This window comes from Pseudomonas sp. CAM1A, from assembly GCF_047501685.1.
Lineage (GTDB): Bacteria > Pseudomonadota > Gammaproteobacteria > Pseudomonadales > Pseudomonadaceae > Aquipseudomonas.
The window spans coordinates 358,421-373,578 of the sequence record NZ_JBFNXP010000008.1 but is presented as its reverse complement, the minus strand read 5'-3'; the positions used below and the strand labels follow the sequence as shown (position 1 = coordinate 373,578).

Here is a 15,158-nt window from a genome sequence, read left to right as displayed (position 1 = left end):
AATGGGGCTGCTTCACGGCCCTGCGGCTCAGACCCTGCCCAGTGCCACCGCATGATGGCGCAGGTGTTCATCGATGAAGCTGGCGATGAAGAAGTAGCTATGGTCGTAGCCGGGCTGCAGGCGCAGGGTCAACCCATGGCCGCCCTTGCGGGCCGCTTGCTCCAGTGCCTCTGGCTTGAGCTGCTTTTCAAGGAAGTCATCGCGATCGCCCTGGTCCACCAGCAGCGGCGGGCATTCATTCGCCTCGGCCAGCAGCACACTGGCATCCCACTCGCGCCACTGCGCCCGGTCTTCGCCCAGGTAGCGGCTGAAGGCCTTCTCACCCCACGGGCAATCCATTGGATTGCTGATCGGTGAGAACGCCGACACCGAGCGGTAACGCCCCGGGTTGCGCAAGGCGCAGACCAGCGCGCCATGCCCGCCCATCGAGTGGCCACTGATACTGCGCTGGTCAGACGCCGGGAAAGACGCCTCGATCAAGGCCGGCAACTCCTCCACCACGTAGTCGTGCATCCGATAATGCTTGGCCCACGGCTGCTGAGTGGCATTGAGGTAGAACCCGGCGCCGAGGCCGAAGTCCCAGGCACCGTCCGGATCGCCCGCCACCTGCTCGCCACGCGGGCTGGTGTCCGGGGCGACGATGATCAGCCCGAGCTCCGCGGCCAGGCGCTGGGCGCCGGCCTTCTGCATGAAGTTCTCGTCGGTGCAGGTCAGGCCGCTGAGCCAGTACAGCACCGGCAGCTTTTCGCCCTGCTCGGCCTGAGGCGGCAGGTACACCGCGAACACCATATCGCAGCCCAGCACCTTGGAGCTGTGCCGGTAACGCTTGTGCCAGCCGCCGAAGCTTTTCTGGCAGGAGATGTTTTCCAGCGTCATGGCGAGGGCCTCAGAAATGGATCACGCTGCGGATGCTCTTGCCTTCGTGCATCAGGTCGAAGGCTTTGTTGATGTCCTCCAGGCCCATGGTGTGGGTAATGAAGGTGTCCAGCGGGATCTCGCCTTTCTCGGACATTTCCACGTAGCTCGGCAGCTCGCTGCGGCCTCGCACGCCGCCGAAGGCCGAGCCGCGCCAGACGCGACCGGTGACCAACTGGAACGGACGGGTGGCGATTTCCTGGCCGGCACCGGCCACGCCGATGATCACCGACTCGCCCCAGCCCTTGTGGCAGCATTCCAGCGCCGCGCGCATCAGTTGCACATTGCCGATGCACTCGAAGGAGAAGTCCACACCACCGTCGGTGAGGTCGACGATCACTTCCTGGATCGGGCGGTCGTAGTCTTTCGGGTTGATGCAGTCGGTGGCACCCAGCTGGCGGGCGATCTCGAACTTGGCCGGGTTGATGTCGATGGCGATGATGCGCGAAGCCTTGGCCTTGACCGCGCCGATTACCGCCGACAGACCGATGCCACCGAGGCCGAAGATGGCTACGGTGTCACCCGGCTTGACCTTGGCAGTGTTGAGCACCGCGCCAATACCGGTGGTCACGCCGCAGCCGAGCAGGCAGACCTTCTCCAGCGGAGCCTCTTTCTGGATCTTGGCCACGGAAATTTCCGGCAGCACGGTGTACTCGGAAAAGGTCGAGGTGCCCATGTAGTGGAACAGCTGCTGGCCCTTGTAGCTGAAACGGGTGGTGCCGTCAGGCATCAGGCCCTTGCCCTGGGTCGCGCGGATGGCCTGGCACAGGTTGGTCTTGCCAGACAGACAGAATTTGCACTTGCCGCACTCGGGGGTATACAGCGGGATCACATGGTCGCCCACCGCCACCGAGGTCACGCCCTCGCCAATCGCCTCGACGATCGCCCCGCCCTCATGGCCAAGGATCGAAGGGAAGATGCCTTCCGGGTCGGCGCCGGACAGGGTGTAGGCGTCAGTGTGGCAAACACCGGAGGCGACGACGCGCAGCAGCACTTCACCGGCCTTGGGCATGGCTACGTCAACTTCGACGATTTCCAGGGGTTTCTTGGCCTCGAAGGCGACGGCGGCACGGGACTTGATCATCAAGGGTCTCCAGAGAAGATGTCGATTGCAGGCTGCCAGTGTAATTCACTGACTTTTTGTGAATAATCCAGGCATTCACAAAACATTATTGCCATGCAGGGATAATCCATGAACAGTCGCTGGGAAGGCATCGACGAATTCGTCGCGGTGGCAGAAATGGGCCAGTTCACCGCCGCCGCCGAACGCCTGGGCGTGTCGTCCTCGCACATCAGCCGGCAGATCGCCCGCCTGGAGGAACGCTTGCAGACCCGCCTGCTGTACCGCAGCACGCGGCGGGTGGCCCTCAGCGAAGCTGGGCAGACCTTTCTCCAGCACTGCCAGCGCCTGCAGGATGGCCGCGAGGAAGCGCTGCGCGCCATGGGCGACCTGGCCAGCGAACCCAAGGGCCTGCTGCGCCTGACCTGCGCGGTAGCCTATGGCGAGCGCTTCATCGTGCCGCTGGTGACGCGGTTCATGGCGCTGTACCCGCAGTTACGGGTGGAGGTGGAGTTGAGCAACCGTACCCTCGACCTGCTGCACGAAGGCATGGACCTGGCGATCCGCCTCGGCCGCCTGCAGGATTCCCGGCTGGTGGCCACGCGCCTGGCGCCGCGGCGCATGTACCTGTGCGCCTCGCCGGCTTACCTGGAACGTTATGGGCGGCCGCACAGCGTATCGGAGTTGGCGCGGCACAATTGCCTGGTCGGCAGCTCCGACCTGTGGGCGTTGCAGCAGGAGGGTCGCGAGATCAGCCAACGAGTACAGGGCAACTGGCGCTGCAACAGCGGCCAGGCAGTGCTGGATGCGGCGCTGCAGGGGATGGGCTTGTGCCAGTTGCCGGACTACTACGTGCTCGAACACCTGCACAGCGGGGCGTTGGTGTCACTGCTGGAGGGGCACCAACCGCCGAATACGGCGGTGTGGGCGCTGTATCCTCAACAACGGCATCTGTCACCGAAGGTGAGGCGATTGGTGGACTATCTCAAGGAAGGGTTGGCGCAGTTGCCGGAGTACAGGACTCTCTAAACAGCGTGGGAGCGGCGGTGCGCCGCTCCCACGCCGCCCGCATCAGCAGCACATGTTTCAACGACGCCCAGCCCAACGCTGGCGCAGCCACTCCAAGTCCTCTGGCCGGGTCACCTTGATATTGTCGCTGCGCCCTTCGACCAGGCGCGGCGCATAACCGGCCCACTCGATGGCGGACGACTCGTCGGTGACCGCCACATCGGACACCAGGCACTCGGCCAGCGCCCGGTGCAGCATACCGAGGCGGAACATCTGCGGGGTGTAGGCCTGCCAGACGGTGCTGCGGTCGACCGTCGCCGCCACCCTGCCCTCGCCGTCGGCACGCTTGAGCGTGTCCCGAGCGGGTACGGCGAGCAATCCACCGACGGGATCTTCAGCCAGGGCTGACAGCAACTTGTCCAGATCGCCACGCGCCAGATTCGGCCGCGCGGCGTCGTGCACCAGCACCCAGTCGTCATCCGACGCGCCCTGGGCGTGCAGCAGCAATAGCGCATTGAGCACCGAGTCGGCGCGCTCGTCACCGCCCGGGGCGCGCTGGATACGCGGATCGCTGGCGCAGTGCAGGCCGGGCCAGTAAGGGTCATGTTCGGCAATGCTGACCACCACGCCCTTGAGCATGGGATGGCCGAGAAAACAGTCGAGGCTATGCTCGAGAATGGTCTGCCCGCCCAGTTGCAGGTACTGCTTGGGCCGGTCGGCAGCCATGCGGGCACCAATGCCCGCGGCGGGAATCACGGCCCAGAAGGCCGGCAGTTCGTGTGTCATTTCTGTGGCAGCTGGTAGAGGGTTTCGCCCTCCTTGACCATCCCCAGTTCATGACGAGCCCGTTCTTCCACGGTCTCCATACCTTTCTTCAACTCCAGGACCTCGGCGTCGAGCACGCGATTGCGCTCCAGCAGGCGTTCGTTTTCCGCATGCTGGTCGGCGATCTGCTGCTTGAGTTCGGTCACTTGCGCCAGGCTGCCATTACCTACCCAAAGGCGATATTGCAGGCCGCCGAGCAGCAGGAGCAGGACGAGGAACAACCAATAGGGACTGCGCATGAAGATATCCAGGGTAAAAAAGGCCGCCGCAGCGAGCTTCCGATAGCACGAAGCCTGGCCGAGGCCAGGCTTCGTCGACAGAAACCCGTGGAGACAACCGAACGATCAGTACGAACGTTCAGCTGGCCCCGGCTGCTGCCTTTTTACCATCTCTTGCTCAGCCGCGAAACTCGGCACGACCGCGATATACGGCCTTGGCGCCCAGTTGCTCTTCGATGCGCAGCAGTTGGTTGTACTTGCTGACGCGGTCGGAGCGGCACAGCGAGCCGGTCTTGATCTGGCCAGCGGCAGTACCCACGGCCAGGTCGGCGATGGTCGAGTCCTCGGTTTCACCGGAACGGTGCGAGATCACCGCGGTGTAGCCAGCGGCCTTGGCCATCTGGATGGCTTCCAGGGTTTCGGTCAGCGAGCCGATCTGGTTGAACTTGATCAGGATCGAGTTACCGATGCCCTTCTCGATGCCTTCCTTGAGGATCTTGGTGTTGGTCACGAACAGGTCGTCGCCAACCAGCTGGACTTTCTCGCCGATCTTGTCGGTGAGGATCTTCCAGCCTGCCCAGTCGGACTCGTCCAGGCCGTCTTCGATCGAGATGATCGGGAAGCGCTCGGTCAGGCCCTTCAGGTACTCGGCGAAACCTTCGGCGTCGAACGACTTGCCTTCGCCGGACAGGTTGTACTTGCCGTCTTCATAGAATTCGGAAGCGGCGCAGTCCAGGGCCAGGGTCACGTCGGTGCCCAGCTTGTAGCCGGCCTTCTCGACGGCTTCGGCGATGGCGGCCAGGGCGTCTTCGTTGGAAGCCAGGTTCGGCGCGAAGCCGCCTTCGTCACCGACGGCGGTGTTCAGGCCACGAGCCTTCAGCACAGCCTTGAGGTGGTGGAAGATCTCGGTGCCCATGCGCAGGCCGTCGGAGAAGGTCTTGGCGCCAACCGGCTGGACCATGAACTCCTGGATATCGACGTTGTTGTCGGCATGCTCGCCGCCGTTGATGATGTTCATCATCGGTACCGGCATCGAGTACTGGCCCGGGGTGCCGTTGAGGTTGGCGATGTGCGCGTACAGTGGCAGGTCCAGGTCCTGGGCGGCGGCCTTGGCGGCGGCCAGGGACACGGCGAGGATGGCGTTGGCGCCCAGCTTGGCCTTGTTCTCGGTACCGTCCAGCTCGATCATGGCACGGTCCAGGGCTTTCTGGTCGGCCGGGTCCTTGCCCAGCAGCAGGTCGCGGATCGGGCCGTTGATGTTGCCGACGGCCTTCAGCACGCCCTTGCCCAGGTAACGGCTCTTGTCGCCATCACGCAGCTCCAGCGCTTCGCGCGAGCCAGTGGAAGCACCCGACGGCGCGCAGGCGCTGCCGATGATGCCGTTGTCGAGCAGTACATCGGCTTCCACGGTGGGGTTGCCACGCGAATCGAGAACTTCACGACCTTTGATGTCGACGATCTTTGCCATTGTTGTAAGCACTCCAGAATTGACGAAAACAACGCAGCTTTTGGGAATTCTTGCCGTTCACCAGGCGACATGGCACGGGCAGGCCTGGCGAAGGGAGCCCCTGACCGAAAGGTCAGGGGTGGAACGGGCGGTACTTTACCCGAGAAATGAGCTTTACGCGGTTTCTACCGTCGGAAAACTTTTCACCAGGTCGTCCAGCTGCTTGAGCTGGCTGAGGAACGGTTCCAGCTTGTCCAGGCGCAGGGCACACGGGCCGTCGCACTTGGCGTTGTCCGGGTCCGGATGGGCCTCGAGGAACAGGCCGGCCAGGCCCTGGCTCATGCCAGCCTTGGCCAGGTCGGTGACCTGGGCGCGGCGGCCACCGGCGGAGTCGGCGCGACCGCCCGGGGTCTGCAACGAGTGGGTCACGTCGAAGAACACCGGGTACTCGAACTCCTTCATGATGCCGAAGCCGAGCATGTCCACAACCAGGTTGTTGTAGCCGAAGCTCGAGCCGCGCTCGCAGAGGATGAGCTGGTCGTTGCCGGCCTCGACGCACTTGGCGAGGATGTGCTTCATCTCGTGGGGCGCCAGGAACTGCGCCTTCTTGATGTTGATCACCGCACCGGTCTTGGCCATCGCCACGACCAGGTCGGTCTGGCGCGACAGGAAGGCCGGCAGCTGGATGATGTCGCACACCTTGGCCACCGGTTCGCACTGGTAGGGTTCGTGCACGTCGGTGATCACCGGCACGTTGAAGGTCTGCTTGATCTCCTCGAAGATCTTCAGGCCCTCTTCCATGCCCGGGCCGCGGTACGAGCTGACCGACGAACGGTTGGCCTTGTCGAAGCTGGCCTTGAACACGTAGGGGATACCGAGCTTCTCGGTAACCCGCACGTATTCCTCGCAGACCTTCAGGGCCAGGTCACGGGACTCCAGGACGTTCATGCCGCCGAACAGGACGAACGGCTTGTCGTTGGCGATCTCGATGTTACCGACGCGAATGATCTTCTGAGTCATGGATCAGGCCTTGTTCTTCTGTGCCAGGGCAGCCTTGACGAAACCGCTGAACAGCGGGTGACCGTCACGTGGCGTCGAGGTGAACTCCGGGTGGAACTGGCAGGCGACGAACCATGGGTGGTCCTTGGACTCCACTACTTCGACCAGCGCGCCGTCTTCGGAGCGACCGGACACCTGCAGGCCAGCTTCAACCAGCTGCGGCAGCAGGTTGTTGTTGACTTCGTAACGGTGACGGTGGCGCTCGGTGATGATGTCCTTGCCGTAGCAGTCGTGCACCTTGGAGCCGGCCGCCAGCTGGCAGTCCTGAGCGCCCAGGCGCATGGTGCCGCCCAGGTCGGAGGCTTCGGTACGGGTCTCGACCGCGCCGGTGGCATCGGCCCACTCGGTGATCAGACCAACGACCGGGTGGCCGCTGTTGCGGTCGAACTCGGTGGAGTTGGCGTCTTTCCAGCCCATCACGTTACGGGCGAATTCGATCACGGCCACCTGCATGCCGAGGCAGATGCCCAGGTACGGGACCTTGTTCTCACGGGCATATTGCACCGCGGTGATCTTGCCTTCGACGCCGCGCAGGCCGAAACCGCCCGGGACCAGGATGGCATCGGCGCCTTCGAGCAGGCTGGTGCCCTGGTTCTCGATGTCTTCGGAGTCGATGTAGCGCAGGTTGACCTTGGTGCGGTTGGTGATGCCGGCGTGGCTCATCGCTTCGATCAGCGACTTGTACGCGTCCAGCAGCTCCATGTACTTGCCGACCATGGCGATGGTCACTTCCTGCTCAGGGTTGAGCTTGGCGTCGACGACCTTGTCCCACTCGGACAGGTCGGCGCTGTTGCACTGCAGGCCGAAGCGCTCGACGACGAAGTCGTCCAGGCCCTGGGCGTGCAGCACGCCTGGGATCTTGTAGATGGTGTCGACATCTTCCAGCGAAATCACCGCACGCTCTTCGACGTTGGTGAACAGCGCGATCTTGCGGCGCGACGAGGCGTCGACCGGGTGGTCGGAGCGGCAGATCAGCACGTCCGGCTGCAGCCCGATGGAGCGCAGTTCCTTGACCGAGTGCTGGGTCGGCTTGGTCTTGGTCTCGCCAGCGGTGGCGATGTACGGAACCAGGGTCAGGTGCATCAGCATGGCGCGCTTGGAGCCCACTTCGACGCGCAGCTGGCGGATGGCCTCGAGGAACGGCTGCGACTCGATGTCGCCCACGGTGCCGCCGATCTCGACCAGCGCGACGTCGGCATCGCCGGCGCCCTTGATGATGCGGCGCTTGATCTCGTCGGTGATGTGCGGGATGACCTGGATGGTCGCGCCCAGGTAATCACCACGGCGCTCTTTACGCAGCACATGCTCGTAGATACGGCCGGTGGTGAAGTTGTTGTTCTGGGTCATCGTGGTGCGGATGAACCGCTCGTAGTGGCCCAGGTCGAGGTCGGTCTCGGCGCCGTCGTGGGTGACGAACACTTCACCGTGCTGGAACGGGCTCATGGTGCCCGGGTCGACGTTGATGTACGGGTCCAGCTTGAGCATGGTGACTTTAAGCCCCCGCGCTTCCAGGATGGCCGCCAGGGAAGCCGAGGCAATGCCTTTCCCCAATGAAGAAACAACACCGCCCGTGACGAATATGTAGCGCGTCATGAAAAACCCTAGAAGTCTGCGTTAAGGCGGCCAGCGCCGCCGGAGAAAGCGAAGGAAGGCCGAAGCCCCCGATCACCTGCGTCAATCACAGTGCATCTCGAAAAACTGCCGCGTCTGTACAGACCAGGGGTGTCCCCGGCATGGAGCTCGCTCGTCATTTTAAGAAATCAGCCCAGCAAAAAACTGCTTGGTAATCGGCAACCTCTGTGTTTTCGCGGAACCCACAGAAGTTGTATCAAGAAGGGAGGGTAGTCTACCGGAATGTACCCTTCAGCTCAAACCTTGCACGTTCGTCGGCGGTTGCCAGTGCAGTTGGCCTTCGGTCTGAGCGAGTCCGGGCAGATTGGCCACCGCCAGCAATTGCTCGCCGCGGTACAGCAGCGGCAGGCGCGGGCGCACGAAGTGCGGGACCTGCAGCTCATTGAGCAGACGCTTGAGGTCGCGCCGGCCACGGCCGCTGACCTCCAGCACTTCGCCGCCTTGGCGGTAGGCGATGCGCAGGCCTGCGTCATCCACGCAGCCTTCCAGCCACACCTGGCCGTTGCCCGGCAGTGCCAGGGGCCTGGACGGGTTCGGCCACGCCCATTCACCCGTCGGAGCCTGGAGCCATTGCCCGTCCAGCCACCAGATGCGCCCGTGGCTGCGCTGCAACTGACCGTCGGTCAGGCGCCAGATCGGGCAGGCATCGCCGGCCGCGTCACGCAAGTCGTCCCAGCCGGCCCAGTGGCGACTGTCCGGCAGGCGCGTGCGGCGGCCAAGCCAGTATTGCAGGGCATTGCGCTGGCGCACCGGTGACAGCGCCTGGAGTACGGCGAGGTCGAGGGAGGCAAGGCCGAGCCAAGGCAGCGGCGCATTGTCGCAGGCCGAGGCCAGGTCGGTGGCGGCCAGCTCGTCCAGCAGGCCCATCGCCTCGCCCAGGTGTTCGGCACTGCGTGCCAGGTTGGCTTCGGCCTGTAGCCAGCGCTGGCGCAGGATTGGGAAGACCTCGCCGCGCAGGAAGTTGCGGGCAAAGGCCGTATCGCTATTGGAAGGGTCATCGACCCATACCAGCCCGTGCATGTCGGCGTAGGTCTGCAGCTGCTGGCGCGACAGCCCCAGCAATGGGCGCACCAGGCTGCCCTGCCCTAGCGGCCGCTGTTGCGGCATGGCGGACAACCCACGCAGGCCGGCGCCGCGCAGCAAGCGAAACAGCAGGGTCTCGGCCTGATCGTCACGGTGCTGGCCGGTAAACAGCACTTCGCCTACGCCCAGCCGCTTTTCGAAGGCGTCGTAGCGGGCGTTGCGGGCCGACTGTTCAAGGCTGGCGCCAGGGGCGACCTGAACAGGGGCCACATCGAGTTCGACACCCAGGGCGGCACACACCGCTCGGCAGTGATCGGGCCAGGCATCGGCGGCGGCTTGCAGGCCGTGATGGACATGGATGGCGCGCAGGGGCGGCGTTGAATGGTTGCGGGTGTAATCGGCGAGCTGGTGCAGGAGGACGGTGGAGTCCAGGCCGCCGGAGAAGGCGACGTACCAGGCGGGGGCGTTGAGCCAGGGAGAGAGTTGCGCAGTGAGGTCGAGCATAGTAGTCCCTCTTCAAATCGCATCGCGGGGCAAGCCCGCTCCCACGCTACAGAACGTGGGAGCGGGCTTGCCCCGCGATCGAGGGCGTCAGACTACGATCAGAGGCCGTAGCTCATCAGGCGATCGTAACGGCGCTTGAGCAGCGCGTCGTTGTCGAGCTTGCCGAGCATGTCCAGCTGTTCGATCAGGTCGGCGCGGATGCTCGCGGACATCTTGGCCGGATCACGGTGGGCGCCGCCCAGCGGTTCCTGGATGACCTTGTCGACGATGTTCAGGCTCTTCAGACGCTCGGCGGTGATGCCCATGGCCTCGGCGGCGTCGGCGGCCTTGTCGGCGGTCTTCCACAGGATCGAGGCGCAGCCTTCCGGCGAGATCACCGAGTAGGTGGAGTACTGCAGCATGTTCAGCTGGTCGCACACGCCAATGGCCAGTGCGCCACCGGAACCACCCTCACCGATCACGGTGGCGATGATCGGCGTCTTCAGGCGTGCCATCACGCGCAGGTTCCAGGCAATGGCCTCGCTCTGGTTGCGCTCTTCGGCGTCGATGCCCGGATAGGCACCCGGGGTGTCGATGAAGGTCAGGATCGGCATCTTGAAGCGCTCGGCCATTTCCATCAGGCGGCAGGCCTTGCGGTAGCCTTCAGGACGCGGCATGCCGAAGTTGCGGCGCACCTTCTCGCGCACCTCGCGGCCTTTCTGGTGGCCGATGACCATCACCGGTTTGTCGTCCAGGCGCGCGGTACCGCCGACGATGGCGGCGTCGTCGGAGAAGTGACGGTCGCCGTGCAGCTCTTCGAACTCGGTGAAGAGGTGATCGATGTAGTCGAGGGTGTACGGGCGGCGCGGGTGACGGGCCAGGCGGGCGATCTGCCAGCTGGTCAGGTTGCCGAAGATACTCTCGGTCAGGGTGCTGCTCTTGTCCTGCAGACGGGCAATTTCATCGCTGATGTTCAGCGAGTTGTCGTTACCCACCAGGCGCAGCTCTTCGATCTTGGCTTGCAGGTCGGCAATCGGCTGTTCGAAATCGAGGAAATTCGGGTTCATAGGCTTCCGTCTTGGGTCTACGGCCAGGCGGCCGGCCGGTTGATCCGTTTGGCGCCCTACCTTAAGGGATCAGGCGCATATAGGTCGAGATTAAAATTCGTCGTTTCAACGGTATTGCAGGAAGACGTTCTCACGTCCGAACTGGTCACGCAGTGCCTGAATCAGGCCGTCGGCCGGGTCGATGGACCACTGGTCGCCGAATTGCAGCATGGCCTTGGCGTCGCTGCCGGTGTACTCCAGGGTGATCGGGCAGCCACCACGGTGACGGGTGATCAGCTCGCCCAGCCAGTTCAGGCGGTCACCCTTGAGCGCGTCGTGGGCGACCTTCAGGCGCAGGCTTTCGGCCAGCTTGGTCCGGGCATCCTCCATGGTCATCACCGTCTTGACCCGCAGGCGCAGGCCACCGGAGAAGTCGTCGTTGCTGACCTCCCCTTCCACCACCACCATGGCGTCGGTCTGCAGCAGGGCCTGGGCGCCCATGAAGGCATCGGCGAACAACGAGGCCTCGATGCGCCCGGAACGGTCGTCGAGGGTGACGAAGCCCATCTTGTCACCCTTCTTGTTCTTCATCACGCGCAGGGCAATGATCATCCCGGCGATGGTCTGGGTATCCCGCGCAGGCTTCAGGTCGACAATGCGCTGGCGGGCGAAACGGCGGATCTCGGTCTCGTACTCATCGATCGGATGCCCGGTGAGGTACAGGCCAAGGGTGTCCTTTTCGCCTTTCAGGCGCTCCTTGAGCGTCAGTTCGCGCACCTTGCGGTGATTGGCATAGACGTCGACATCCGCCTCGTCGAACATGCCGCCGAACAGGTCGACATGGCCACTGTCAGCAGTATGGGCTGCCTGTTCGGCAGCCTTGACGGCCTCACCCAGTGCCGACAGCAGGGTCGCGCGGTTGATGTCGATGTTGGCCTGGTAGGCCTTGATCTCGTCATGGAAGTGCGGGCCGAGACGGTCCAGCGCGCCACTGCGGATCAACGCATCGAGGGTACGTTTGTTGACGCGCTTGAGGTCGATGCGCTCACAGAAGTCGAACAGGTCCTTGAACGGACCGCCCTGTGCACGCGCCTCGACGATCGCCTCCACCGGGCCTTCGCCCACGCCCTTGATCGCCCCCAGGCCATAGACGATGCGGCCATCGTTGTTGACGGTGAACTTGAAGTCGGAGAAGTTCACGTCCGGCGCGTCGAGGCGCAGCTTCATGCTGCGCACTTCCTCGACCAGCACTACCACCTTGTCGGTGTTGTGCATGTCCGCCGACAGGACCGCAGCCATGAACGGCGCCGGGTAGTGGGTCTTCAGCCAGGCGGTCTGGTACGACACCAGGCCGTATGCGGCGGAGTGGGATTTGTTGAAGCCGTAACCGGCGAATTTCTCTACCAGGTCGAAGATGTTACCGGCCAGGTCCGCCTCGATGTTGTTGGCCACGCAGCCTTCGATGAAACCGCCACGCTGCTTGGCCATTTCCTCAGGCTTTTTCTTACCCATGGCCCGGCGCAGCATGTCGGCGCCGCCGAGGGTGTAGCCCGCCATCACCTGGGCGATCTGCATCACCTGTTCCTGGTACAGGATGATGCCGTAGGTCGGTGCAAGCACGGGCTTGAGGCCTTCGTACTGGTAGTCCGTATGCGGGTAGGCCAGCTCGGCGCGGCCGTGCTTGCGGTTGATGAAGTCGTCGACCATGCCCGACTGCAGCGGGCCGGGGCGGAACAGCGCCACCAGTGCGATCAGGTCTTCCAGGCAGTCGGGCTTGAGCTTCTTGATCAGCTCTTTCATGCCGCGCGATTCGAGCTGGAACACCGCGGTGGTTTCAGCCTTCTGCAGCAGCTCGTAGGTCTTGCGATCATCCAGCGGGATGAAGTCGATGTTGACGTCGGGCAGGTCCTTCTTGGCCTGCTCGCGGTTGATGATCTCCATCGCCCACTTGATGATCGTCAGCGTACGCAGGCCGAGGAAGTCGAACTTCACCAGGCCCGCGGCCTCGACGTCATCCTTGTCGAACTGGGTCACCAAGCCGCCGCCTTCTTCGTCACAGGCGATCGGCGAGAAGTCGGTGAGCTTGGTCGGGGCGATTACCACACCACCGGCGTGCTTGCCGGTACCACGGGTCACACCCTCGAGCTTGAGGGCCATGTCCCAGATCTCGCGGCCATCCTCGTCGCTCTTGAGGAAGTCGCGCAGGATTTCTTCCTGCTCGTAGGCCTTCTCCAGGGTCATGCCCACTTCGAACGGGATCATCTTCGACAGGCGGTCGGCCAGGCCATAGGACTTGCCCTGCACCCGCGCAACGTCGCGCACCACCGCCTTGGCGGCCATGGTGCCGAAGGTGATGATCTGGCTCACCGCGTTACGCCCGTAGGCCTCGGCCACGTAGTCGATCACCCGGTCACGGCCATCCATGCAGAAGTCGACGTCGAAGTCGGGCATGGAAACCCGTTCAGGGTTGAGGAAACGTTCGAACAGCAGGTCGTAGGCCAACGGGTCGAGGTCGGTGATCTTCAGTACGTAGGCCACCAGCGAGCCGGCACCCGAGCCTCGACCCGGCCCTACCGGCACGTCGTTGTTCTTGGCCCACTTGATGAAGTCCATAACGATCAGGAAGTAACCGGGGAAGCCCATCTGGATGATGATGTCCAGCTCGAACTTCAGGCGGTCCAGGTAGACCTGGCGCTTCTCTTCGTAATTGGGCGTGGTCTCCTTCGGCCAGAGCACCGCCAGGCGCTCCTCCAGGCCTTCGTGGGAGACATGGCGCAGGTAGTCGTCGATGCCCATGCCGTTGGGCGTGGGGAAATCAGGGAGGAAGTACTTGCCCAGCTGCACGGTGATGTTGCAGCGCTTGGCGATCTCAACGGTGTTGGCAATGGCATCAGGCAAGTCGCTGAACAGCTCTGCCATCTCTTCGGGCGTTTTGAGGTACTGCTGGTCGCTGTAGCCACGCGGGCGGCGCGGGTCGTCCAGGGTCCAGCCCTCGCCGATGCACACGCGGGTCTCGTGGGCATCGAAGTCCGACTGCTTGACGAAACGCACGTCGTTGGTTGCCACCAGCGGCGCACCGAGCTTGTCGGCCAAGGCCACGGCAGCGTGCACGTACTCCTCGTCACCGGCGCGATTGGTGCGCTGCACCTCGACGTAGAAGCGCTCGGGGAACATGCTCATCCAGTCGGCGAGCAAGACCTGTGCTTCGTCCTGACGATTGGCCATCAGCGCCATGCCGATGTCGCCTTCCTTGCCGGCGGACAGGGCAATCAGCCCTTCGCTGGCCGGGGCGATCCAGTCGCGCTGGATGATCACCAGCCCATTGCGCTGGCCATCGGTCCAACCACGCGAGATCAATTCGGTGAGGTTGCGGTAGCCCTGGGCGTTCATGGCCAGGAAGCAGATGCGCGACAGCGGCGCTTCCGGATCGACCCCGGCCAGCCACAGGTCGGCGCCGCAGATCGGCTTGATGCCGGCGCCCATGGCGGTCTTGTAGAACTTCACCAGCGAGCACATGTTGCTCTGGTCGGTGATCGCCACCGCCGGCATGTTCATCCCGGCCAGGGCCTTGGCCAGCGGCTTGATCCGCACCAGGCCGTCGACCAGGGAGAATTCGGAGTGCACGCGAAGGTGAACGAAGGAGACCGACATGGAGGATCCTGTAGCAGTGCTGAACGACAAGGGCGGGATTGTAGCGTATTGCTCTTCGCTTGCCTCGCCTGCAGGTCAGCGGTTGATTGCAGAATGCATCGCGGGGCAAGCTCGCCCCCACGCAGCTCGGCATGAGAACGGGCTTGCCCCGCGATGAATGGCGACGATCAGATCAGCAGGGTGGAAACGCCCTCACGGGCTTCCCATGCAGCTCGAACAGGCGCGAACGAGCGCCGATGAATGGGCGTCGGCCCAAGACGAGCCAGAGCCTCAAGGTGCACCGGAGTCGGATACCCCTTGTGCCCGCCGATCCCATAACCCGGGTAGATCAGCTCGAACGCGCTCATCTCGCGGTCACGGGTGACCTTGGCCAGAATCGATGCGGCGGCGATGGCCGGCACCTGCGAATCACCCTTGACCACCGGAGCTGCCGGTACCGAAAGTTTCGGGCAGCGGTTGCCATCGATCAGTGCCAGCTTCGGCGTGACGTGCAGCCCTTCGACGGCACGCTGCATGGCCAGCATGGTCGCATGGAGAATGTTCAGACGGTCGATTTCCTCGACCTCGGCGCGAGCGATGCAGAAGCTCAGCGCCTTCTCGCAGATTTCGTCGAACAGCGCATCGCGCTTGGCCTCGGTAAGTTTCTTCGAGTCGTTCAGGCCGAGGATCGGCCGGCGCGGGTCGAGAATCACTGCTGCGGTTACCACCGCGCCACAGAGCGGACCACGACCCACTTCGTCAACGCCGGCCACCAGTTCCTCGACCAGGTTGAAATCCAGTCCCATCTGCAT

Annotated in this window: 12 protein-coding genes; 1 reads left to right on the top strand and 11 read right to left on the bottom strand. The window is 63.7% G+C overall.

Going from position 1 to position 15,158, the window contains the following annotated elements; translation table 11 throughout:
• Window positions 1-27 precede the first annotated feature (27 nt).
• The gene (gene fghA / locus ABZO33_RS19285; RefSeq protein ID WP_414537294.1) at window positions 28-876 is read right to left on the bottom strand and encodes an S-formylglutathione hydrolase; all 849 of its coding nucleotides are present in this window, start codon (window positions 874-876) and stop codon (window positions 28-30) included.
• Window positions 877-886: 10 nt separating this feature from the next.
• Entirely contained in the window at window positions 887-1,999 is a 1,113-nt protein-coding gene (locus tag ABZO33_RS19280; RefSeq protein WP_039614790.1) for an S-(hydroxymethyl)glutathione dehydrogenase/class III alcohol dehydrogenase, read from the bottom strand.
• 108 nt (window positions 2,000-2,107) lie between these two features.
• On the opposite strand from ABZO33_RS19280, the gene ABZO33_RS19275 reads away from it, so the two are divergent.
• On the top strand, window positions 2,108-3,004 hold the full coding sequence (locus ABZO33_RS19275) for a LysR substrate-binding domain-containing protein (RefSeq protein ID WP_414537293.1): 897 nt from the start codon (window positions 2,108-2,110) through the stop codon (window positions 3,002-3,004).
• A gap of 57 nt (window positions 3,005-3,061) precedes the next feature.
• Here ABZO33_RS19275 and ispD read toward each other — a convergent pair whose 3' ends face one another.
• From ispD to rnhB, 9 genes are all read right to left on the bottom strand, one after another.
• The gene (gene ispD, locus ABZO33_RS19270) at window positions 3,062-3,769 is read right to left on the bottom strand and encodes a 2-C-methyl-D-erythritol 4-phosphate cytidylyltransferase (RefSeq protein WP_414537292.1); all 708 of its coding nucleotides are present in this window, start codon (window positions 3,767-3,769) and stop codon (window positions 3,062-3,064) included.
• Window positions 3,766-4,047 (bottom strand): cell division protein FtsB, encoded by a 282-nt coding sequence (gene ftsB / locus ABZO33_RS19265; RefSeq protein WP_011535259.1) that lies wholly within the window; start codon window positions 4,045-4,047, stop codon window positions 3,766-3,768. The genes ispD and ftsB overlap by 4 nt, the downstream gene beginning before the upstream one ends.
• Window positions 4,048-4,204: 157 nt before the next feature.
• On the bottom strand, window positions 4,205-5,494 hold the full coding sequence (eno, locus tag ABZO33_RS19260) for a phosphopyruvate hydratase (protein ID WP_414537291.1): 1,290 nt from the start codon (window positions 5,492-5,494) through the stop codon (window positions 4,205-4,207).
• A gap of 153 nt (window positions 5,495-5,647) precedes the next feature.
• A complete protein-coding gene (gene kdsA, locus ABZO33_RS19255) occupies window positions 5,648-6,493 on the bottom strand; it encodes a 3-deoxy-8-phosphooctulonate synthase (protein WP_046854405.1) in 846 nt (281 codons plus the stop codon).
• A 3-nt stretch (window positions 6,494-6,496) separates the two neighbouring features.
• On the bottom strand, window positions 6,497-8,125 hold the full coding sequence (locus ABZO33_RS19250) for a CTP synthase (protein WP_046854404.1): 1,629 nt from the start codon (window positions 8,123-8,125) through the stop codon (window positions 6,497-6,499).
• A gap of 270 nt (window positions 8,126-8,395) precedes the next feature.
• Window positions 8,396-9,691 (bottom strand): tRNA lysidine(34) synthetase TilS, encoded by a 1,296-nt coding sequence (gene tilS / locus ABZO33_RS19245; protein ID WP_414537290.1) that lies wholly within the window; start codon window positions 9,689-9,691, stop codon window positions 8,396-8,398.
• 98 nt (window positions 9,692-9,789) lie between these two features.
• Window positions 9,790-10,737, bottom strand: a complete 948-nt coding sequence (locus tag ABZO33_RS19240) for an acetyl-CoA carboxylase carboxyltransferase subunit alpha (protein ID WP_023628729.1) — start codon at window positions 10,735-10,737, stop codon at window positions 9,790-9,792.
• A 105-nt stretch (window positions 10,738-10,842) separates the two neighbouring features.
• A complete protein-coding gene (gene dnaE / locus ABZO33_RS19235) occupies window positions 10,843-14,367 on the bottom strand; it encodes a DNA polymerase III subunit alpha (RefSeq protein WP_414537289.1) in 3,525 nt (1,174 codons plus the stop codon).
• 167 nt (window positions 14,368-14,534) lie between these two features.
• Window positions 14,535-15,158 carry a ribonuclease HII gene (gene rnhB, locus ABZO33_RS19230; protein ID WP_414537288.1) on the bottom strand — a complete coding sequence of 208 codons (624 nt, stop codon included), beginning with the start codon at window positions 15,156-15,158 and terminating at the stop codon, window positions 14,535-14,537.